This is a genomic window from Mycobacterium sp. (assembly GCF_035633495.1).
Classification (GTDB): domain Bacteria; phylum Actinomycetota; class Actinomycetes; order Mycobacteriales; family Mycobacteriaceae; genus Mycobacterium.
Map to the genome: position 1 here is coordinate 21,103 of NZ_DASQEU010000191.1, position 20,006 is coordinate 41,108.

At 65.0% G+C, this 20,006-nt stretch carries 21 protein-coding genes, 1 tRNA gene and 4 pseudogenes; 14 read left to right on the forward strand and 12 right to left on the reverse strand.

Translation table 11 applies throughout. From position 1 onward, the window contains the following. Positions 1-82 precede the first annotated feature (82 nt). Both VET27_RS26870 and VET27_RS26875 read left to right on the forward strand, forming a co-directional pair. Positions 83-823, forward strand: a complete 741-nt coding sequence (locus VET27_RS26870) for an SDR family NAD(P)-dependent oxidoreductase (RefSeq protein WP_526523151.1) — start codon at positions 83-85, stop codon at positions 821-823. A gap of 45 nt (positions 824-868) precedes the next feature. Next, positions 869-3,204: pseudogene (locus VET27_RS26875) on the forward strand (glycogen/starch/alpha-glucan phosphorylase). Positions 3,205-3,207: 3 nt separating this feature from the next. Here the strand turns inward: VET27_RS26875 and VET27_RS26880 are convergent. Next, on the reverse strand, positions 3,208-3,714 hold the full coding sequence (locus VET27_RS26880) for a hypothetical protein (protein ID WP_526523153.1): 507 nt from the start codon (positions 3,712-3,714) through the stop codon (positions 3,208-3,210). After that, entirely contained in the window at positions 3,711-4,106 is a 396-nt protein-coding gene (locus VET27_RS26885; protein ID WP_526523155.1) for a DUF732 domain-containing protein, read from the reverse strand. Before VET27_RS26885 ends, VET27_RS26880 begins: the two co-directional genes overlap by 4 nt. Positions 4,107-4,299: 193 nt before the next feature. On the opposite strand from VET27_RS26885, the gene VET27_RS26890 reads away from it, so the two are divergent. From VET27_RS26890 to VET27_RS26900, 3 genes are read left to right on the forward strand one after another with little or no spacing between them, the layout of a single operon-like run. Then, complete coding sequence (locus VET27_RS26890) at positions 4,300-4,728, forward strand: MmpS family transport accessory protein (RefSeq protein ID WP_526523157.1); 429 nt, start codon at positions 4,300-4,302, stop codon at positions 4,726-4,728. Next, on the forward strand, positions 4,725-7,631 hold the full coding sequence (locus VET27_RS26895) for an MMPL/RND family transporter (protein WP_526523159.1): 2,907 nt from the start codon (positions 4,725-4,727) through the stop codon (positions 7,629-7,631). Before VET27_RS26890 ends, VET27_RS26895 begins: the two co-directional genes overlap by 4 nt. After that, the gene (locus VET27_RS26900; protein ID WP_526523191.1) at positions 7,628-8,116 is read left to right on the forward strand and encodes a DUF5078 domain-containing protein; all 489 of its coding nucleotides are present in this window, start codon (positions 7,628-7,630) and stop codon (positions 8,114-8,116) included. Before VET27_RS26895 ends, VET27_RS26900 begins: the two co-directional genes overlap by 4 nt. On the opposite strand, the gene VET27_RS26905 is transcribed toward VET27_RS26900, so the two are convergent. Continuing rightward, entirely contained in the window at positions 8,113-9,036 is a 924-nt protein-coding gene (locus tag VET27_RS26905; RefSeq protein ID WP_526523161.1) for a hypothetical protein, read from the reverse strand. The genes VET27_RS26900 and VET27_RS26905 overlap by 4 nt on opposite strands. Between VET27_RS26905 and VET27_RS26910 the strand changes: the two genes are divergently transcribed. Next, positions 8,975-9,358, forward strand: a complete 384-nt coding sequence (locus tag VET27_RS26910; RefSeq protein ID WP_526523163.1) for a hypothetical protein — start codon at positions 8,975-8,977, stop codon at positions 9,356-9,358. The two genes, VET27_RS26905 and VET27_RS26910, sit on opposite strands and share 62 nt — an antisense overlap. A gap of 379 nt (positions 9,359-9,737) precedes the next feature. On the opposite strand, the pseudogene VET27_RS26915 reads toward VET27_RS26910, so the two are convergent. Then, a pseudogene (locus VET27_RS26915) lies at positions 9,738-9,964 on the reverse strand (glutathione ABC transporter ATP-binding protein); the annotation flags it as partial. After that, entirely contained in the window at positions 9,936-10,082 is a 147-nt protein-coding gene (locus VET27_RS26920) for a hypothetical protein (protein WP_526523165.1), read from the reverse strand. The pseudogene VET27_RS26915 and the gene VET27_RS26920, both read right to left, overlap by 29 nt. 415 nt (positions 10,083-10,497) lie before the next feature. Here VET27_RS26920 and VET27_RS26925 point away from each other — a divergent pair, with 415 nt between their 5' ends. After that, a complete protein-coding gene (locus VET27_RS26925; protein WP_526523167.1) occupies positions 10,498-11,937 on the forward strand; it encodes a PE-PPE domain-containing protein in 1,440 nt (479 codons plus the stop codon). A gap of 12 nt (positions 11,938-11,949) precedes the next feature. On the opposite strand, the gene VET27_RS26930 is transcribed toward VET27_RS26925, so the two are convergent. The 4 genes from VET27_RS26930 to VET27_RS26945 form a co-directional block, all read right to left on the reverse strand. Next, a complete protein-coding gene (locus tag VET27_RS26930) occupies positions 11,950-12,249 on the reverse strand; it encodes an FCD domain-containing protein (protein WP_526523169.1) in 300 nt (99 codons plus the stop codon). Further along, a complete protein-coding gene (locus VET27_RS26935; protein WP_526523197.1) occupies positions 12,236-12,406 on the reverse strand; it encodes a hypothetical protein in 171 nt (56 codons plus the stop codon). Before VET27_RS26935 ends, VET27_RS26930 begins: the two co-directional genes overlap by 14 nt. A 187-nt stretch (positions 12,407-12,593) precedes the next feature. Then, positions 12,594-12,797, reverse strand: a complete 204-nt coding sequence (locus tag VET27_RS26940; RefSeq protein ID WP_526523199.1) for a hypothetical protein — start codon at positions 12,795-12,797, stop codon at positions 12,594-12,596. Between the two features lie 84 nt (positions 12,798-12,881). Next, positions 12,882-13,142: a GlsB/YeaQ/YmgE family stress response membrane protein gene (locus tag VET27_RS26945; protein ID WP_526523171.1), complete on the reverse strand. Its 261-nt coding sequence runs from the start codon at positions 13,140-13,142 to the stop codon at positions 12,882-12,884. Between the two features lie 246 nt (positions 13,143-13,388). Here VET27_RS26945 and VET27_RS26950 point away from each other — a divergent pair, with 246 nt between their 5' ends. After that, positions 13,389-13,511: a hypothetical protein gene (locus VET27_RS26950; RefSeq protein WP_526523173.1), complete on the forward strand. Its 123-nt coding sequence runs from the start codon at positions 13,389-13,391 to the stop codon at positions 13,509-13,511. Positions 13,512-13,691: 180 nt separating this feature from the next. On the opposite strand, the gene VET27_RS26955 is transcribed toward VET27_RS26950, so the two are convergent. After that, positions 13,692-14,315 carry an FMN-binding negative transcriptional regulator gene (locus VET27_RS26955; protein WP_526523193.1) on the reverse strand — a complete coding sequence of 208 codons (624 nt, stop codon included), beginning with the start codon at positions 14,313-14,315 and terminating at the stop codon, positions 13,692-13,694. 72 nt (positions 14,316-14,387) lie between these two features. Between VET27_RS26955 and VET27_RS26960 the strand changes: the two genes are divergently transcribed. From VET27_RS26960 to VET27_RS26980, 5 genes and pseudogenes are all read left to right on the forward strand, one after another. Beyond that, positions 14,388-15,281 (forward strand): fructose bisphosphate aldolase, encoded by an 894-nt coding sequence (locus tag VET27_RS26960; RefSeq protein WP_526523175.1) that lies wholly within the window; start codon positions 14,388-14,390, stop codon positions 15,279-15,281. Position 15,282: 1 nt separating this feature from the next. Next, positions 15,283-15,465 (forward strand): annotated as a pseudogene (locus tag VET27_RS26965) (VOC family protein); the annotation flags it as partial. After that, positions 15,462-16,438, forward strand: a pseudogene (locus VET27_RS26970) (excinuclease ABC subunit UvrA); the annotation flags it as partial. The pseudogenes VET27_RS26965 and VET27_RS26970, both read left to right, overlap by 4 nt. Positions 16,439-16,655: 217 nt before the next feature. Further along, positions 16,656-16,850, forward strand: coding sequence for a hypothetical protein (locus VET27_RS26975; protein ID WP_526523195.1), 195 nt, complete (start codon positions 16,656-16,658; stop codon positions 16,848-16,850). A gap of 38 nt (positions 16,851-16,888) precedes the next feature. Then, on the forward strand, positions 16,889-18,307 hold the full coding sequence (locus tag VET27_RS26980; protein ID WP_526523177.1) for an SDR family NAD(P)-dependent oxidoreductase: 1,419 nt from the start codon (positions 16,889-16,891) through the stop codon (positions 18,305-18,307). Positions 18,308-18,332: 25 nt separating this feature from the next. On the opposite strand, the gene VET27_RS26985 is transcribed toward VET27_RS26980, so the two are convergent. Together VET27_RS26985 and VET27_RS26990 are read right to left on the reverse strand one after the other, a co-directional pair. Continuing rightward, a complete protein-coding gene (locus tag VET27_RS26985; protein WP_526523179.1) occupies positions 18,333-18,941 on the reverse strand; it encodes a hypothetical protein in 609 nt (202 codons plus the stop codon). 269 nt (positions 18,942-19,210) lie between these two features. Continuing rightward, positions 19,211-19,284 (reverse strand) — tRNA-Asp (locus tag VET27_RS26990). A gap of 73 nt (positions 19,285-19,357) precedes the next feature. Between VET27_RS26990 and VET27_RS26995 the strand changes: the two genes are divergently transcribed. Beyond that, positions 19,358-20,006 (forward strand): fumarylacetoacetate hydrolase family protein (locus VET27_RS26995; RefSeq protein ID WP_526523181.1); only part of this gene is annotated, 649 nt, incomplete at its 3' end.

The window sequence follows — 20,006 nt, forward strand, 5'->3', positions numbered from 1 at the left end:
GTATCGCAGTGCCGTCGGCCCGAAGTCACGGGTTTGCCGACGCGGCGGCGGCCGAGGCTCCGCGCCGTGAGAGGGTCGATCGATGACTGCACTGGAGGGGAAGGTCGCGTTGATCACCGGGACGTCGGCGGGGCTCGGGGCCGCCACGGCACGAATATTCGCCGAGCGTGGCGCCTCGGTGTTCGGGATCGCGCGCGACGCCGACCGGATGGCCGAGGTGTTCGCCGAGGTGCCCGACGGGAAGTACGCGTCGGTGGACATCACCACGCCCGCCGCCTGCAAACAGGCCGTGGCCGACTGTGTCTCGGCGTTCGGCAGGCTCGACGTCCTGGTGAACGTCGCGGGCTTTCATCAGATGCGCCACACGCCGAACATGTCCGACGAGGACTGGGAACGCGACCTGGCGGTCAACCTGAACGGCCCGTTCTACCTGTGTCGCGCGGCGTTGCCGCATCTGCTGGAAGCGGGCGGCAACATCGTCAACGTCGCTTCCATCGCGGGGGTCGAGGGCGAGGTGTACTCGGCGGGGTACTGCGCCGCCAAGCACGGCCTGGTCGGGCTCACCCGGGCGCTGGCCGTCGAGTTCACCAAGGACACCCTGCGGGTCAACGTGGTCTGCCCGGGCGGCATGCCCACCGCGCAGGCCACCGAGTTCCAGGCGCCGGAGAACGCCGACTGGGATCTGATCATGCGGATCGCGTCGCCCCGCGGATTCATGGACACCGCCGACGTCGCCAAGGCCATCGCGTTCTTGGCCAGTGCCGACGCCGCGGCGATCCACGGTGCGGTGATTCGCGTCGACAACGGCAAGGGCGCAGGGTGATCGAGGGCGCCGTCACACACCAGTGGCGGGGCATTCACCGAGTCGATGTCCGCTGCGAGTGCGCCGTGCACGCCTAGCTGCCACAATCGCGCGGTGACCGACGCCGTGAATTCAGCAGCCGCAGAAGCCCCGCACCTCCGCTCCGGATTGGATGCGGTCGACCTGCGGGAAGCGATCACCGATCACCTGCGGTACTCGATCGGCCGTCCGGCAGCTGCGTTGGGGCCCGATCACTACTACCGGGCGCTCGCCCTTGCGGTGCGGGACCGTATGCAGGACAACCGCGTCGCCTCCACTCAGACGTCTCTCGATCTCGGCAGCAAGGTCACCTGCTATCTGTCCGCCGAATTCCTGATGGGCCCGCAACTCGGCAACAACCTCCTGAACCTCCAGATCGAGGATGCGGCACGCGCTGCGCTCGACTCACTCGGCCAGGACTACGACGAGGTGCTCGCCTGCGAACAGGAGCCGGGTCTCGGCAACGGTGGTCTCGGCAGGCTCGCCGCGTGTTACCTGGACTCGCTGGCCACCCTCGAGCGACCGGCCATCGGTTACGGCATCCGCTACGAGTTCGGCATCTTCAAGCAGGAGTTCTCCGACGGTTGGCAGATCGAGCTGACCGACAACTGGCTGGCCACTGGAAACCCATGGGAGATCGCCAATCCCGACGTGAACTACCTCGTCAACTGGGGTGGTCACACCGAGCACTACATCGACGACGCCGGCGCCTCCCGCATCCGGTGGGTGCCGAAACAGGTGATCAAGGGAGTCGCCTACGACACGCCGATCCAGGGGTACGGCGTACACACGTGCAACGTGCTGACGTTGTGGAGCGCCCGGGCCGTCGAGTCGTTTGCGTTGGACGCCTTCAACGCCGGCGACTACTACAAGGCGGTCGAAGAGGAAGTCACCTCCGAGACGATCACCAAGGTGCTGTATCCGAATGACGAACCCGAGGCAGGCAAGCGGCTTCGGCTTCTGCAGCAGTACTTCTTCGTCTCGTGCTCGCTGCAACACGTCGTGCACATCATGGACGACCTCGCCGACATGTCGCTGCACGAGCTCCCCAAGCGATTTGCGTTGCAGCTCAACGACACCCACCCGTCGATCGGCGTTGCCGAGCTGATGCGGATCCTCGTCGACGAACGTCGACTCGACTGGAACGAAGCCGCTGATCGGCGGCCAGACCGTGCGCATGGCCTACCTCGCCACGGTGGGCAGTCACGCGATCAACGGCGTCGCGGCGCTGCACTCGGATCTACTGAAGGCCAGCGTGCTCAAGGACTTCTACGAGCTGTGGCCCGAGCGCTTCTCGAACAAGACCAACGGCGTCACGCCGCGACGGTTCCTGGCCCTGTCCAACCCGGGCCTGCGCGAGCTCCTCGACAGCACGATTGGCGACGGCTGGCTGACCGACCTGGACCGGTTACGCGGACTCGAGGCCAATGTCGACGACCCCGAGTTTCGGCAGAAGTGGCGGGACGTCAAGCGCGCCAACAAGTCTCGGCTATCCGATTTCCTCCACACCACCACTGGCGTGGAGTTGGACCCGACCTGGATGTTCGACATCCAGGTCAAGCGCATCCACTAGTACAAGCGCCAGCATCTGTCGGTCCTGCACATCATCAGGCAGTACTTCCGGCTGAAGATGGATCCCGCACTCGAGGTCGCGCCGCGCGCCTACGTCTTCGGCGGAAAGGCGGCACCCGGCTACTTCATCGCCAAGCGCATCATCAAGCTGATCAACGCGGTCGGCGAGATGGTGAACAACGACCCCGACGTCAACAAGTTCATGAAGGTCGTCTTCGTGCCGAACTTCAACGTGCAGAACGCGCACCTCATCTATCCGGCGGCGAATCTATCCGAGCAGATCTCGACCGCGGGCAAAGAGGCGTCGGGCACCGGGAACATGAAGTTCATGCTTCAACGGCGCGCTGACCATCGGCACGCTGGACGGCGCCAACGTCGAGATTCGCGAAAATGCCGGGCCCGAGAACTTCTTCCTGTTCGGTTTGACCGAGTCCGAGGTCGAACGGCTCAATTGTGACGGATACCGGCCCGCCGACTACGTCGACGACAACGACGAGCTGAAGGCCGTGCTCGGGCTGATCTCCTCCGGGCAGTTCTCCCACGGGGACACCGAGGTGTTCCGCCCCCTGGTGGACAAACTGCTGCACGACGATCCCTTCCTCGTCCTGGCGGACTACAAGTCCTACGTGGACTGCCAGGACGAGGTGGCGGCGGCGTGGCAGGACAGGGACGCTTGGTCGCGGATGTCGATCCTCAATACCGCGCGCAGCGGAAGGTTCTCGTCCGATCGCGCCATCACCGAGTACTGCGACGACATCTGGAACGTGGGGCCCGTTACCGTCGAGCTCTGACGGTCAGGAGCAGACGGGCGTCAGCCCGGAGTAGTGCACTGCGGGCATGTCGTCCACGGTCGTGAAGTCGGTGCCGGTGTCCCACGTCGTGCCCGGATCGATCCAGGGCGGCGCGCCCTCCGGGTAGGCAATGGTCATGTCCGCGTAGAACTCCACACCGGGCGGGCACCCCGGCGTCGTGGGCACCTGCGGGTTCCACGCGTGCACGACGATGGGGTTGATCAGCCGGGCGCCTTCTGCGCAGTTGGGCTGACACTCGATCGCGTTGTCGGTGCCCGTGCCGTGTGCCCCGTCCGAACCCCACGCCGACCAGGTCATGTCCTGCATGACGCCCGTCTCGTCGCAGTTGTAGGCGAACCGGGCGGGTTTGACCTGGGGCACGTCACCGCGGGAGAAGCACTTTCCGATGGCGTAGGCGGTTGCGTCGATCGGTTCGGCGGCGGACTGGCCGGGGACGGTGAACAGCGCGAGCGCGGCACCCATCAAGGATGCCGCGACGGCGCGTGTCATCCCTGCTCGGCGGGAAGTGGCTCGCCTACGGGCTGAGATCCCGCCTGGGGCTGTCCGGCCAGGCTGTCCACCACGAACCGCTGGTCGGGGCAGTAGTAGTTGATGCCCGCCGAGAGAAACTGGTAGATCTGCTGCTCGGAGGTGCCGCGCTGCAGGTTCGTCTTGAGGAACACCGCGGCTTCGGCCGCGTTGGCGTCCAGACCGGTGCGCAGGCGCTTGCACTGGATCTTGCCGATCCACGCGTTGAAGTCCTTGGGTCCGTAAATGCTGTACGAGTGCAACTCGTTGGCGAAATCGCTGTCTGGATCCGCATGGGCCGGCCCCGCCGCGACCGCAGCCAGCGCGAAGGCGGCAATTGCCGCAGCGAGTCCAGTTCGCATCAGAGCCTTCATGGCCGGATCCTATCGTCGATCTCAAAGGTGTTGCGCGAGTAGGTGACCCGAGTCGGCTGAGTCACACGGTGAAGCGGTTGTGCTCGACGTCGCGCCCATTCGGTCGTTTGGCCGCACGCCGCGGTTATCCACAATACAGTTATATGGGCTAATCTCTCATTTCAATCTCAGGTAGCCGGTTTGGGTAGGGGTTATGACCAAGGTCTTGCGAAGAGCATGGATCCCCATCGTGATCATCATCGTGCTCGTGGTCGCCGGCTTCACCGTGCATCGCGTGCGGACCTTCTTCGGCGCCGAGGGAATCATGGTCACCCCCAAGAACTTCGCCGATGACGCCGAACCCTTCAACCCCAAGGTCGTCAAGTACGAGGTCTTCGGGTCGGGCAGCTACGCCGACATCAACTATCTCGACCTGGACTCCAAGCCGGTCCGGGTGGACGGCGCCGCCCTGCCGTGGTCGCTGACGTTGAGCACCACCGCACCATCGGTCCTTCCGAACATCGTGGCGCAGGGCGACGGCAGTGCCATCTCCTGCCGCATCACCGTCGACGACGAGGTCAAGGACGAGAGGACCACCGACGGTGTGAACGCCCAGACCTTCTGCCTGGTGAAGAACGCATGACTCCGCCCGACAACCGCACGCCCGACACCATCCCAACCGCGAAGCATTACGCGGAACCGGTCCGCCACCGGCTCCCCCGGCTGATCCGCACTCTGGCGCTTCCGGTCATCCTCGGCTGGATCGTCATCATCGCCGTGATGAACATCCCTCAGGTCACGCCGCAGCTCGAGGAGGTCGGCAAACTCCGGTCGGTATCGATGAGCCCCAACGACGCGCCGTCGGTGATCTCGATGCAGCACATCGGAGCGACGTTCAAGGAGTTCAAGTCCAACAGCTCCGTCATGATCGTGCTGGAGGGCCAGGACAAGCTCGGTCAAGACTCGCACGACTTCTACGACGAGTTGGTCAAGAAGCTCGAGGCCGACACCACCCACGTCGAACACGTCAACGACATGTGGAGTGACCCCCTGACCGCGGCGGGCTCGCAGAGCAACGACGGCAAGGCCATGTACTTCCAGGTGTACCTCGCGGGCAATCAGGGCGAGGCACTGGCCAACGACTCCGTCGAGGCCGTGCAGAAGATCGTCGACGGCATGATGCCACCGGACGGGGTCAAGGCCTACGTGACGGGGCCCGCTGCGCTCGCCGCCGATCAGCACATCGCCAGCGACGACAGCATGCAGCTCATCGAGACGGTGACGTTCACGGTGATCATCATCATGCTGCTGCTGGTCTACCGATCGATCATCACCTTGCTCATCGTGCTCGTCATGGTGGTGCTCGAACTGGCGGCAGCCCGTGGCATCGTCGCCTTCCTCGGCTTCCAGGAGATCATCGGACTCTCCACCTTCGCGACCAACCTGCTCGTCACCCTCGCGATAGCCGCGGCGACGGATTACGCCATCTTTCTGTTGGGCCGATATCAGGAAGCACGAAGTCTGGGCGAGAGTAGGGAAGACGCCTACTTCACCATGTTCAACGGCACCGCCCACGTGGTGCTGGGTTCTGGTCTGACGATCGCAGGTGCGACCTTCTGCCTGAGCTTTACGCGATTGCCCTACTTCCAGACCCTCGGCGTCCCGCTGGCGATCGGGATGTTCATCGTCGTGCTCTGCGCGTTGACCCTCGGGCCCGCGGTCGTAACGATCGCCAGCCGCTTCGGGTTGCTGGAGCCCAAGCGGGCGCTGCGCACCCGCGGGTGGCGCAAGATCGGCGCCCTGGTCGTGCGCTGGCCAGGTCCGATCCTGGTCGCGACGATCGCGCTGTCCCTGATCGGCCTGCTCACCCTGCCCGGGTACAAGACCGACTACAACGACCGCCACTACCTGCCCGAGTCCCTTCCCGCCAACGAGGGCTACGCCGCCGCGGATCGACACTTCTCGCAGGCCCGGATGAACCCCGAGCTGATGATGATCGAGAGCGATCACGACCTCCGAAACTCGGCCGACTTCCTGGTCATCGACAAGATCGCCAAGGCGGTCTTCAAGACACCGGGAATCGGGCGGGTCCAGGCGATCACCAGGCCCCTGGGAACCCCAATCGAGCACACCTCGATCCCGTTCCAGATCAGCATGCAGGGCACCACTCAGCAGATGAACCTGAAGTACCAGCAGGATTCGTTCGCCAGCATGCTCAAGCAGGCCGACGAGATGCAGGGCATGATCGAGAACCTCGAGCGCATGTTGGTGCTGATGGACCAACTCAACGCAGTGACCCATGACTTGACGGCCAAGACCAAGGAGACGGTGGCCACCACAAACGAATTGCGCGACCACATCGCGGACTTCGACGACTTCTTCCGGCCGATTCGTTCCTATCTCTACTGGGAGCCGCACTGCTACGACATCCCGCTGTGCTGGGCGACGCGGTCGATCTTCGACACCCTGGACGGCATCGACGCCCTGAGTGATCAGCTGGGCGGCCTCGTCGTGAACCTGGACGAGCTGGACAAACTCATGCCGCAGTTGAGTGCGTCACTGCCACCGATGCTCGCGACCATGAAGTCGATGAAGACCATGATGCTGACGATGTACCAGACCCAAAAGGGCATGTCAGACCAGATGGCGGCGATGCAGGAGAACTCGACCGCCATGGGTGAGGCCTTCGACGCCTCGAAGAACGACGACTCGTTCTACCTACCCCCCGAGATCTTCGACAATGCCGAGTTCAAGAAGGGCATGAAGAACTTCATCTCGCCCGACGGTCACTCGGTGCGATTCATCATCAGCCACGAGGGCGATCCGATGAGCGCAGAGGGCATCTCGCACATCGACGCGATCAAGCAGGCGGCCAAGGAAGCGATCAAGGGCACGCCGCTGGAGGGCTCCAAGATCTATCTCGCGGGCACCGCGGCGACGTTCAAGGACATGTCCGACGCGAACACGTTCGACCTGATCATCGCCGGCATCGCTTCGCTGGCCCTGATCTTCATCATCATGTTGCTCATCACGCGGGCCGTGGTGGCGTCCGCCGTGATCGTGGGCACGGTGGTGTTGTCTCTCGGCGCCTCCTTCGGGTTGTCGGTGCTCATCTGGCAGCACATCCTCGCCACCCCGCTGCACTGGATGGTGATGGCGATGTCCGTGATCATCCTGTTGGCGGTCGGCGCCGACTACAACCTGCTTCTGGTGTCTCGATTCAAGGAAGAGATACACGCGGGTATCAACACCGGCATCATCAGATCCATGGGCGGTACGGGGTCCGTGGTGACCTCGGCCGGCCTGGTGTTCGCCTTCACCATGATGTCGATGGCGGTGAGCAGTCTGACCGTCATTGGGCAGGTCGGCACCACGATCGGTTTGGGTCTGCTGTTCGACACCTTGGTGATCCGGTCGTTCATGACACCCGCCATCGCGGCAATGCTCGGCAGGTGGTTCTGGTGGCCGACGCACGTGAGGCAGCGACCCAAGCCCGAACCATGGCCGAGTCCGGCAAAGGAATCCGAACCCGCCCCGACAGCCTGAGGAGACAGTTCATGATGAAGGCCTTGCGCAACATCGCGATTCGTAGTGGTTTGGCGGCCGCCGCATGCGGTTTCGCCGCAACGACTTTGGCCGGTACGGCCGCGGCCGATGCGACGGACGACTTCCCGATCCCCCATCGCATGATCGTCACCACGTGCGATACCGAGCAGTACCTGGCCGCGGCGCGTGACACCAGCCCGGTGTACTTCGAGCGGTACATGATCGACAAGAGCAACCGGCCCACCGACATCCAACAGATGGCGGAGGACCGCATCCACTGGTTCTTCTCGCTCGACGCCGCCGCTCGCCGCCAGTACTCCGAGGACACCGCCACCAACGTCTACTACGAGCAGGTGGCCACGCGCTGGGGCAACTGGGCGAAGGTGTTCTTCAACAACAAGGGCGTGGTGGCCAAGGCGACCGACGTCTGCATGAACTACGCGCCCGGCGACATGTCCGTCTGGGCCTGGCCCGTCGCGCGCTAGTGCAGCGGACGCCGCCTTCGACCCATGAAGACGGCCAGGACGACGGCGCCGATGCTCAGCGCGCCGCATGCCACGGCTACCGCGATCAGGTAGACGTCCCGCTTGTTCATGCCCGACGGTGACTCGTCGGACGCCAGCGTCAGCTGGTAGTCGCCCGGCAGCGGTCCCGGCTGCGGATCATCGAGGCCCGGGAACTGCTGAGTCTTGTGCACCTCGAAACTGCGCTCGCCGGAGGGACTCTGCTTCCATTCGCCCCACGCGGGCGTGACGCCGTCGAGTAGCACCTTCTGCTCGCCGAACTGCGGGTCGCGGCCCACGTCGACGATCTTCGAGACCCGGAAGGGCTCATAGGTGGCGTTGGGATAGCGCACCTGGACGGGCACGTTGGCAAAGTTCAACAGCGGCGGCGGAGGCAGCGGCAACGGCAGCCCGACCCCTGGGAAGAACCCACCTCCGAAGAAGCTGCCGACCGCGACGTTGACCGCCTGGTCGATCGTGTTGGTGACGATGGCGGTGAAGCTGTACGCGGCGTACTGGGCGACCTCGAGGACGATCCTCGCCAGCGGCGGGATCCACACCACGCGGGGAGCGTTCCGATAGACGTAGACGATCCGCACCGGGTCGCGGTACGGGTTGCTCAGCACCGGGCGGTAGTACTGGTCGTACTCGACCCAGTCCGGGCGCCACTGACGCACGTTGCGGTCCCAGTTGCCGGCGAGGCGCACCTGATCGTCGTTGCGCTGCCCGTTCTGGTCGAACGGATTGCGGTCCCGGTTCGGCAGGTCGATGATGCGGGAGATCTCCGCGATCTCCTGCTTGGGCGCCTCGGCGGGCTTCTCTTCGACGATCTTCGCGGCCTTGGCGATCTGGACGTCCGCGTCGGGTGCTACGAGCGTCTGCGGTGCGACCTTCTCGATCACCCGCGGCGTCGCCTCCGCCGCCGACGAGTCGGCCGACTCCGACTCCGCCGATGACGAGGACGAAGATGAAGAAGACGACGACGACTCGGACGCTCCACTCGGTGAGGAGGGCGCGCTACTGCTCGTCCCCGACGTCGCGCTCGCACTCGAGGTCGGGGCGACCAGCCCCGGCGACGGCGGTGGCGCCGTCGAGCCGCTCGTGGTCACCGGGCTGGACATCGTCGGGCTGTTCGTCGTCGACGTCACGGGGGGTGGCGTACTGGACGGTGCCGCAGTGGTGGCCGCCGTGGTGGGCGCGATGGGCGCGGGGGCACGGGTCTGAGGCGGCGGCTCGACGGTCGGCGGCACCGTGGGCCCGACGACGGGAATCGGTGTCGCGACGGGTGACGGGATGTCCGCCGCCGTGGTCTTCTCGACGGGAGCCTCGGTCGCCTCGACGGCCGGCACGGGCGTGATCGTGGTCGTGGGAACGACCGGTTCGGTGCCCGGCTCGGCGAAGGCGGGCGCGACACCTCCCGTGAGCGCGGTCAATGAAATGACCACTCCGGACGCCAGCACGGCGCACACGGTTCGCTTGCGACAAATCTCCAACGGTGCACCCATCGTGCATCGACTCCTTCGATCCAATCCCCCGACACTGGTCGCGGACCAGCGGCCTCACAGTGTCATTCCTACGGAACATCGGTTTGCGGACGGATTCGTTACACCCGCGGACGGGCCGGTGGCACGGCCGCGAGCAGGGCGCGGGTGTACTCCTGCTGCGGCGCGGCGAACAGTTCGGCGGTGGGACGGTATTCGACGGCCTCTCCGTCACGCATGACGAGCACGTCATGGCTAACCTGCTGGACCGCCAGGTCGTATCCGACGACGAGGTAGGTAAACCGAGCCGACGTTGCAGGTCAGCCATTAGCTCGAGGACCCGCGCCTTCGATGGCGGCGATGAAGTTGCCCGACCCCTGGCCGAGGTCGACGCGCTCGGCAGGTGAGCAGGAGACGGCCAGGAGAACTGCGATCACGGCGGCAATGACGGCCACTGGTTGTCGCATTGTCTTCTCTCCGTGCGGAATCCCAGTTGATGACAGCGATGTTGCGGGAAGCGTTTACCCGTTCGACGCAGATGCACCCGTCGACGACGCACGGTAGCGATCTGGCAAACTCGCGCTCTGATCGGCGCTTCAAGCGAGCACACGTTGGTGGCGCTTCGAAGCGATCAACGCCGGGCCGGGATCGGGGTGCCGGTCCACGGTTCGACCCTGGCACTGACAGCAGGTGTCGCAGACGTCTTCCCGCGGTTCGTCGCGTACGGGTGCGGCTGGCCGTCGCGGCCCATTGACGTTAGCCATCAGCAAATCTCCGCGGCTGGGCGCAAAGGCTTCCGTTCCGTCACTGGCACCCCTATCCTGGCGAACAATTTGCGGCGTGTGCCGCGAAAGAGGCAGCTACACAGCCGGGGGCTTGATCGTGGGTAGGCATCGGAAGTCGGCGACGACGAAGTGGGGACCGTATGTCACCACCGGGATCGCACTGGAGGCCGCGACGCTGTTCGCGTTCACCTACGCGACCGACAGTCACGTCGCGCTGAATCCCCTCCTGACGGCAACCACCTCGATCTTCGTCGACGGGACGAAATCAATGACCGGCAACGAGGAGGGGATCTCGCCGTATCGGATGACGGGTTCGCTCGGGGGTGCCTACGACCAGTCCTCGGTTGACCCGAACAACAACGAGTTCGTCGTCTATCCACGCAGCCTCGGCCTCCTCACGGGCCTCGGCGATCCCACCTACGACGCGTCCGAGGGCGAGGCCACGGCCAAGACGGTGGCCGCGGTGAAGGCAGCTCGAACGGCAAACGGTCCCAACGCGACGATCTATGTCGTCGGTTATTCGCAGGGTGCAGGCGCCGCATCGCAGGCGATCACGCAACTCGAGGCCGACAGCCAAACGGACGGCGTCGACTACACCAAGAACGTCGAGTTCGTCTTGGCGGCTGATCCCCGGCGCAACGATGGCGGCATTCTGACGCGGCTTCCGAAGGGCGTCTACGTGCCGGTCCTCGGTGTCACGTTTGGCGACGGCACCAGCTCTCAGAGTCAAAACACCAAGTTGTTGCAGGTGAGCAAGCAGTACGACGGTGTGGCGGATGCACCGACGTACGTGTTCAACGTCGTTGCCGATGTGAACGCCGTGATGGGCTACTACTACCTGCACCCCGGCTACTACAAGACCATCGATCCGAGCACGGTGCCCGCGGACGACCGCATCATCTCGACCAGTGCCGACGGCAGAATCACCGACGTGCTCATCAAGGCACCCGTCGGTGAACTGCCGTTGACCATGCCGCTGCTGCAACTCGGTGTGCCGAGATCCGTTGTCGAGGCACTTGATCCGTTCCTGCGGGCCGTCATCGAGACTGGCTACGACCGGCCCGTCGGGCCGGGTTCGTTTCCGTCTGAGCCCGTCCCGTTCCAACTGTTGCCACCCCCGACCCGCTGGATCTCGGACGCACAATCGGTCGCCGCGGGTGCTGCACAGACCGGTCAGAACGTGACGGGGTTGATCACTCCGCCGGGCCCCGTCGTCGCCAACCACGTGGGGAGCAATCGGAGCGCGATCGTCTCGCAGAAGCTCGACGTCGACGTCGACTCAAAACTAACGCAGCAGCCAGACCCACCCGATGCCCCGAACTCGACTCCGATGAAATTCGAGCCGCCGCGCGTCTCGAAGGGCGGCTGGAAGCCCGGTGACCTGCTGCGCCACTTCTTGCCCCCGAAAACAACGACGGGCCAGTCGTCCCAGAGTGCTACGACTCCCACACCCGAGCCGCCCACGGCGCCAAGCCAGGAGCCGTCGGACCCGACAGCCCACGCGACCAACGAATTGGCCTCGGCTGCTACGCCGTAGAGGTCTCGGCGTTCACACGTCCATCTTGTCGCGCATCGCCTCGAACGTGGGCTGCCGGTCCCGCTCGATGTGCGCGTAGGCCACCGACTCGGCGACGCGCTCGTTTCCCGACGCGATCGCTTCGCGCAGCAGCACGTGGTCGTGGAACGCCTCATCGGCGGGCAGCCCACTGGTGAGGCAGAACAGCCAGGTGATGCGGCCGGAGATCGACTTCATCAACCTGACCATCAGTTCGTTCGCGGATGTCTCGATGACGGCCTCGTGAAAAGCCGTGCTCGTCGTGGCGATGGCGTACGCGTCACCACCGACCACCGACCACCGTCCGCTGCGCCTCGTCCAGCGCGTGGTTCAACACCTCCATCGGACCGCCCATTGCGACCTGCCGCGCCGCATAGCGGGCCGCCCCCACCTCGAGGGACAGCCGCACGTCGAAGAGGTCGTCGATCGCCCTGGCGTCCCAATGTTGCACCACCTCTCCCCGCCGAAGCCGGGAGTGCACGAAACCATCGCGCTCCAGCCACGGCACGGCCTCCCGGAGGGGGACGCGGCGGATACTTCGACCCGGACAAGCCGATCAACAAGTTCACCAAGAAGGAACTGAACGAGCTGCTCTACCGGGAGCCCACCAAGATCCAGGTCGACGGCATCAACCTGACCTATGCGGGCCTCGTCCCGCAAATCCACACCTCGATGAACAGGATGCGGTGCGAGTCGTCGGCCGAGAAGATCATGCACTCCTCGTGACCGGGCAGGTTCGGATCTTCGGGGTCCTCGCGGTAGCCGAGCAGATCGGCCCACCACACCGACTGTACGTGGGCGTTGCGCGCGTTCATGGTCGCGTGCGACAGCTCGAGAGTCATGCCGTCAGTGTCGCGGCCGCACCGAGTTGAACGCGACCCGATTGTTCCGCGTCAGCGCTGAAGCAACGCTCGAGCCACGCTGAGTCAGCGCAGCTGCCGGTTGGCGTTCCAGCGCCAGACACCCGTGACGATGACCGCGCCGACGATCGAGCCGACGACCCCACTGGGTCGGAACGCGAGGCCGTCACCGGCGAGGAGGCTGGCCAACAGCCCACCCACGAACGAACCGACGAGGCCTGCGACGATGGCCATCGTCCAGTCGATGCCCTTCGATCCCTTGCCGAGGATGAGCTGGGCAGCCGCGCCGACGAGCATGCCGAAGAGGATCAGGCCGATGATCAACATGCGGCGAGCTTAGAACGTCGACCGGCCTGGTGGCCGCCGCCTCACCGAGATTCCGTGTCGTCAACCTCCGTTGACGTGGTCCTGGAGATCGCACTTGGGTGTCAATCAAGGTTGACGTATCGACCCCGGTTGACAGTGAGTGGAGGTTGGCCGACATGGAGGTGGGTGACGTGATGAGGTTGGCGCAGGTGACCGGCGACGAGGACCCGCGAGCCGCCCTCGCCGCGGCGCGTGCGCCGAGCCAGGGTGAGCGGGTTGGCCTGGGCCGACATCGCGACCCAGCTCGGGAACGAGACGAACCTCGATGAGGTTCTCGGTGACGTCATCGCGTTCATCCACGCCAACCTGCCGGGCCAGCCAGGCGACTGAGCCGGCAGCCCCGAGGCGCTGTCAGACGCGACGCAGCACCGCCACCGTGTCCAGCGCGTCGCGCATCATGGATGCTGGCAGTTGCAGGTACGAGAACAGCGCGAGGTCGTACTTCGCCTGGCGATGACCAAACGGCATACCGTTCATGTTTCTCGGGTGTGACGATCGATGGCAGTCGCGCTACCCAATCTCGGACGGCCGGTGCGCCTCCACCGCGGCGGCGCCACGCTCGTCGCCGTCGGCTCGCAGGCCCTCGATGACGCCGTCGACGTCGGCCACCGGGCGGTTCTGGCTGAGTTTGAACTTGGCCTCGATGCGGTTGATCGCCACCTCGATCCCGACGATCGCGCGCAACTGCCCGGCGACGAACCGTTCCGGCGCATCATCGACCGACCACGGCGCCGATCGTCGTCCCTCGTGATGGTCGGTGAGTCGGCGGACGAGGTCGCCGAGCCAGGCGGGGTCGTCGTGGGTGGTCACCGTGCCGTGGACGTGAGCGACTACGTAGTTCCACGTCGGTACGACCCGCCCGTGCTCGGCCTTGGACGCATACCAGCTCGGCGTGACGTAGGAGTCCGGCCCGCGGACGATCACCAGCGCTTCCCGACCGTCGACGTGGCGCCAATGATCGTTGCTGCGCGCGAAATGTCCCTGCAGCGTTCCGCGTTCGGGGTCATACATGAACGGCAACATCGTCGCCTCGAGACCGTGGGGTCCCGCGGTGACGAGATCCGCCGCGCCATGACGCGACAGCAGTGCGTGGACTGCATCGTCGTCGGGTGCGAAGTGGTTGGGCACGTACATCGACACCATCTTCCTCCCCTGAGGAATATGCTCGTGTCGGCGGCACGAGCGAACGCCACGAGGGACGGCGAGATGACCAATCAGACGCAGGCGGACCGGATGACGTCGGGCAAGGGCTTCATCGCCGCGCTCGATCAGAGTGGTGGATCGACGCCAAAGGCATTGCGCCTGTACGGAATCGAGGATGGCGCCTACTCCTCCGATGCCGAGATGTTCGATCTCATTCACGCGATGCGCGCGAGAATCGTGACGTCACCGGTCTTCGGCGGGGATCGCGTACTGGGCGCCATCCTGTTCGAAGAGACCATGAACCGCGACATTGGCGGCAAACCCTCGGCGAGCTACCTCTGGGACGACAAGGGCGTGGTGCCGTTGCTGAAGATCGACAAGGGGTTGGCCGACGCCACCGACGGTGTGCAATTGATGAAGCCCATCCCGGATCTCGATGACCTCCTGACCCGCGCGGTCGCCAAGGGCATCTTCGGCACCAAGGAGCGATCCGTGATCGGCCGGGCGGATGCCAAGGGCATCGCCGACATCGTCACGCAGCAGTTCGATGTTGCCCACCAGGTGCTTTCGTACGGATTGATCCCGATCCTCGAACCCGAGGTCACCATCACGATCCCCGACAAGACGCAGGCAGAGGACCTCCTGCGGGACGCGATCGCGGCCCAGCTCGACGGCGTCCCTGACGACCAGCAGGTGATGCTGAAGCTTTCGCTGCCGACAGTGCCCAACCACTATCTACCACTGCTGGAGCACCCGAAGGTGATGCGCGTGGTCGCGCTCTCCGGTGGATACTCGCGGCACGAGGCCGACGCGTTGCTCGCCAAGAACACCGGTCTCGTCGCAAGCTTCAGCCGCGCCCTGACCGAGGGCTTGTCCGTCCAGCAGTCCGATCAACAGTTCAACGCAACACTCGACGCGGCGATTCAGTCGATCTACGACGCCTCGATCGCAGGATGATCTGGCACGAAGCACCTACGCCATGCTGATGCTGGCCACCAAGGATCTCGAAGGCGCCTTCGCGAAGCTTCAGGCGGGCGGTGCGGCGATCGTCGAGGAGCCCACCGAGCAGCCGTACCGGGTGCGGGACTGCTCCGTGCGGGATCCCGCGGGCAACATGATCAAGATTCAGGAGTTGCGCTGAGCACGCACGCAGCCGACGGCCAAGACGTGATCCGTGTGCAGGGTGCGCGGGAGAACAACCTCAAGGACGTCAGCGTCGAGCTCCCGAAACGCCGGCCGACGGTGTTCACGGGCGTCTCCGGCTCGGGCAAGAGCTCGCTGGTGTTCCACACGATCGCCGCCGAGTCGCAGCGGACTATCAACGAGACCTACCGCGCTTTCGTCCAGGGCTTCATGCCGACGCTGGCGCGGCCGGAGGTCGATCTCCTGGCCGGGTTGACGACCGCGATCATCATCGACCAACAGCGAATTGGCGCCGACCCGCGCTCCACGGTCGGCACGGCGACCGACACGGGCGCAATGCTGCGCATCCTCTTCAGCAGGCTCGGCACGCCGCACATCGGCTCGCCCCAGGCGTTTTCGTTCAGCGTCGCCTCCATCAGTGGAGCCGGCGCGGTCACCATCGAGCGCGGCTAGAGAGACGAAGGAGAGGCGCAGCTTCAGCATCGTCGGAGGCATGTGCCCGCGGTGCGAGGGCCGCGGCTCGGTCAGCGACATCGACTTGACCGCACTCTACGACGCGGAGAAGTCACTCAACGACGCCGCGATCACGATCCCCAGCTTCAGCATGGACGGCTGGTACGGCCGCATCTACCGCGGCTGCGGATACTTCGACCCGGACAAGCCGATCAAGAAGTTCACCAGGAAGGAACTGAACGACCTTTTCTACCGGGAGTCCACCAAGATCCAGGTCGACGGCAACAACCCTGACCTATGCGGGTCTCATCCCGCAGATTCAGAAGTCGTACCTGGCCAAGGACATCGACGCGCTCCAGCCGCACGTCCGGGCCTTCGTGGAGCGGGCGGTGACGTTCGCCGTCTGCCCGAAGTGCGACGGCACCCGGCTGTCCGAGGCGGCGCGATCGTCGAAGATCGGCGAGATCAACATCGCCGACGCGTGCGCCATGCAGATCAGCGATCTCGTCGAGTGGGTGCTCGCCGACCACGTCGTCGACCGGTTCGGCTTCCCGGCGAGCGTGCCGTCTACGTCGACGTGTCCGGCGACGGCAAGGTCCGCACCGACGTCCACGCCCACTACGGCGACCGCCTCGCCCACAGCGCCGCGGTCGGCATGACCCACTGGACCCAGATGGCGCAGGGTCAACCGAACTCGAGGGCCCGAGTCCGGTCTTCTTCTTCGCACCGGACCGGATCGAGAAGCGCGGTGCGGACTGGGGCACCGCGACACTCGACCAGAACGTCTCCGAGGCCTGGCTGCCGTTCGCCCGGTGGGCAGCCGGGTGGCTGAGGGTCGAGGCGGTTTCCACCGAGGACGACATCCAGGCCTACCTCGAGCTCCTCGACGGCAAGATCGACCCGACCGCGGGCACCGTCGTCAACCTGTAGGAATCGGCTACGACGCAGCGTGCCAGTACCCTTCCTCCGTGACCGCGATCGATCCGGAGAAGCTCAGGACGTGCCTTCGGGTGCTGTCCGAGATCGAGTCGCTGCCTCCCGAACACCCCGATGCCGTGGCCGTCCGTCGCGCCACGGCGGGCATCTTCAAAGCCGTGAAGCAGGCCCGCCGCCACGCCAAACGGGACGCGGTGGCGACCGCCGACCGCGCGGTCATCGCGGCCACCGCCACCGGGGCGCCCGGCCGCATCGACGACGAGACGCAAGGTCTGCCCCTGGTTTCGACTGCGGCCGGCGCCACCGCGGGCACGCTGCTCCGCTCGCGGGCCTGCTACGCGTGCAAGAACCACTTCACCGTGGTCGACGCCTTCTATCACCAACTCTGCCCCGACTGCGCCGCCCTCAACAGAGCCAAGCGCGAGGCCCGCACCGATCTGACTGGCCGCCGCGCCCTGCTAACCGGCGGCCGCGCCAAGATCGGCATGTACATCGCGCTGCGGCTGCTCCGCGACGGCGCCCACACGACCATCACCACCCGCTTTCCGAACGACGCCGTGCGCCGCTTCGCCGCGATGCCCGACAGCGCCGACTGGCTGCACCGCCTGCGGGTGGTGGGCATCGACCTCCGCGACCCGGCTCAGGTCGTCGCGCTCGCCGACGCGGTGGCCGCGCAGGGACCCCTCGACATCCTGATCAACAACGCCGCCCAGACGGTCCGCCGATCCCCCGGTTCCTACGCGGCGCTCGTCGAGGCCGAGCGCAGCATCCCGCCCGAACTCGTCGACGTGATCACGTTCGACCACGTCAGCGACGCGCATCCGGCCGCGCTCGCCGGTAGCCTCGCCGAGCATCAGACGCCCCACGCCCTGACCGAGCTGGCGCTGACCGCCCGCAGCGCATCGCCCGACCGGATCGCGGCAGGCACCGCCATCGACGCCGGAGGTCTGCTGCCCGACACCGCGTCGGTCAACAGCTGGACCCAACGCGTCCACGAGGTCGACGCGATGGAGCTGCTCGAAGTCCAGCTGTGCAACCAGACGGCGCCTTTCATCCTGGTGAGCCGCCTGCGCCCGGTGATGGCCGCCTCGAGCGCCCGCCGCAAGTACGTCGTGAACGTGTCGGCGATGGAGGGTCAGTTCAGCCGCGCCTACAAGGGTCCCGGACACCCACACACCAACATGGCCAAGGCTGCGCTGAACATGCTGACCCGGACCAGTTCGGCGGAGATGCTGGAGCAGGACGGCATCCTGATGACCGCCGTCGACACCGGCTGGATCACCGACGAAAGACCACACACCATGAAGAAGCGCCTGGCCGATGACGGCTTCCACGCCCCCCTCGACCTTGTCGACGGAGCAGCGAGGGTCTACGACCCGATCATCCAGGGAGAAGAAGGAAATGACATCTTCGGAGTCTTCCTGAAGGACTTCAAACCTTCGCCCTGGTGACTTTGTCCCTCCGTCGATTGACGGATCACGGAGCCGGGGTCGCGAATAGGTGAGGTAACCGCACTTGCAGATCTATGACTTCAACTCGGGTGCCGGGACCCAAGGCGAAATCGGAAATCGAAGTATCCAAGTTTCCAAAATGCTCTGAGAAGAGTTCTGCAACCTGAGGAAAGCTGCTGAGAGCCGTTTCTACGGTGACGACCTTCGATTTCAAGTATCTGGAAGGTCGATCACCCAGTACGTAAAGCTCAGCTTTCAGATGGGGTGGAGCGGCCGCTAGTTGTACAAAGTCTTTGAACAACTGGTTCTTGCGGGCGGTGTCATTTCCGAGCCACTGGGCTAGCTTGAATTCGGCAACTCGCCGGTCCGTCTCTACGTCAAAAGGTCTAGTTGGATCGTTGCCGGCAGCCAACGATGGTCTCTTGAGGATCTCCCCGTCGTCAAGCAATTCGGGCAAGGCCAAACTGATCGATGCCGCGTGGACAATGTCGTTGATACGACCGAATTTACTCCGGACCAAGAAGGCGGCCTCCAACAGGCTTGGTGAAACGCCCCTGGAATCCAGGCGCTGGCCGACTCCCTCCTTATCGCAGCCGTCGAGATCAAACTCGAGTTGTGCAATCGTGTCCGTCAAGGGGCCTGAATCGATGAAGGCTTACAGCTCCCCTAACGCTTCGATGAGATCTCCTTGGTTGTCCATCGCGACCAAGATAGCCCCCACGTTCCTTCAGGGCTGACAACCTGACTGAGGGCGCTTCGCTGGGTAGAACCAGCGGTTTGCCTGCAAGGAGTGAGCGAAGGCGCCGAAGGGGGCGCACTTTGGTGCGTTCCCGAGGCCCTGAGCGTCGACGCCGCAGGCGGACCGCTGGTTCAGCCAGCGGACCGCCCGAGACATCAAAGAGACGGGAGCGACGGGACTCGAACCCGCGGCCTCTGGCGTGACAGGCCAGCGCTCTAACCAACTGAGCTACGCCCCCGTGAGGCAGTGGCCGTATTTACGACCGGCGGGCATTGTTTCAGGTGACGGCTCTTCAGCGTAAGCTGGCGTCCATGCGCCTTGTCACCTTTGATGCCGGCAATGGTCCCAGAGCCGGCGTAGAGACCGGATCCGGAATCATCGATGCCTGGGATCTGCTCGGTGAAGACGGCGACTCCGGGCTGCGCGGCCTGCTCGCCCGCGACCGGCTTGCCGACCTTGCCGCCGCCCTCGAAGAAGGAAACGGTGAGGCCATCGACCGTGCCGGTTTGGAGCTGCTTGCGCCGGTCCCGGACCCGGAAAAGATCATCTGCATCGGCCTCAACTACCGCGCCCACGCCGAAGAGGCCGGCATGGAGACCCCCAAGGCGCCGACGATCTTCGGCAAGTACAAGAATGCCTTGGTCGCGGACGGCAGCACCGTGAAGCTTCCGGCTGCCAGCAGCAAGGTCGACTACGAGGCCGAGGTCGCTTTCGTGATCGGCAAACGTGCCTCCGAGATACCGCTCGAGGAGGCGATCGACCACATCGCCGGCTACACGCTGCTCAACGACCTCTCGGCGCGCGACCTCCAGTTCCTGACGCCGCAGTGGATGGCCGGCAAGGTCTTCGACGGCTCCGCTCCCTGCGGCCCCGCCCTGGTCACCATCGACGAGGCCGGCGCTCCCGACACGATCGGCATCAGTCTCGACCTGAACGGCGAACGCCTGCAGGAGTCGTCGA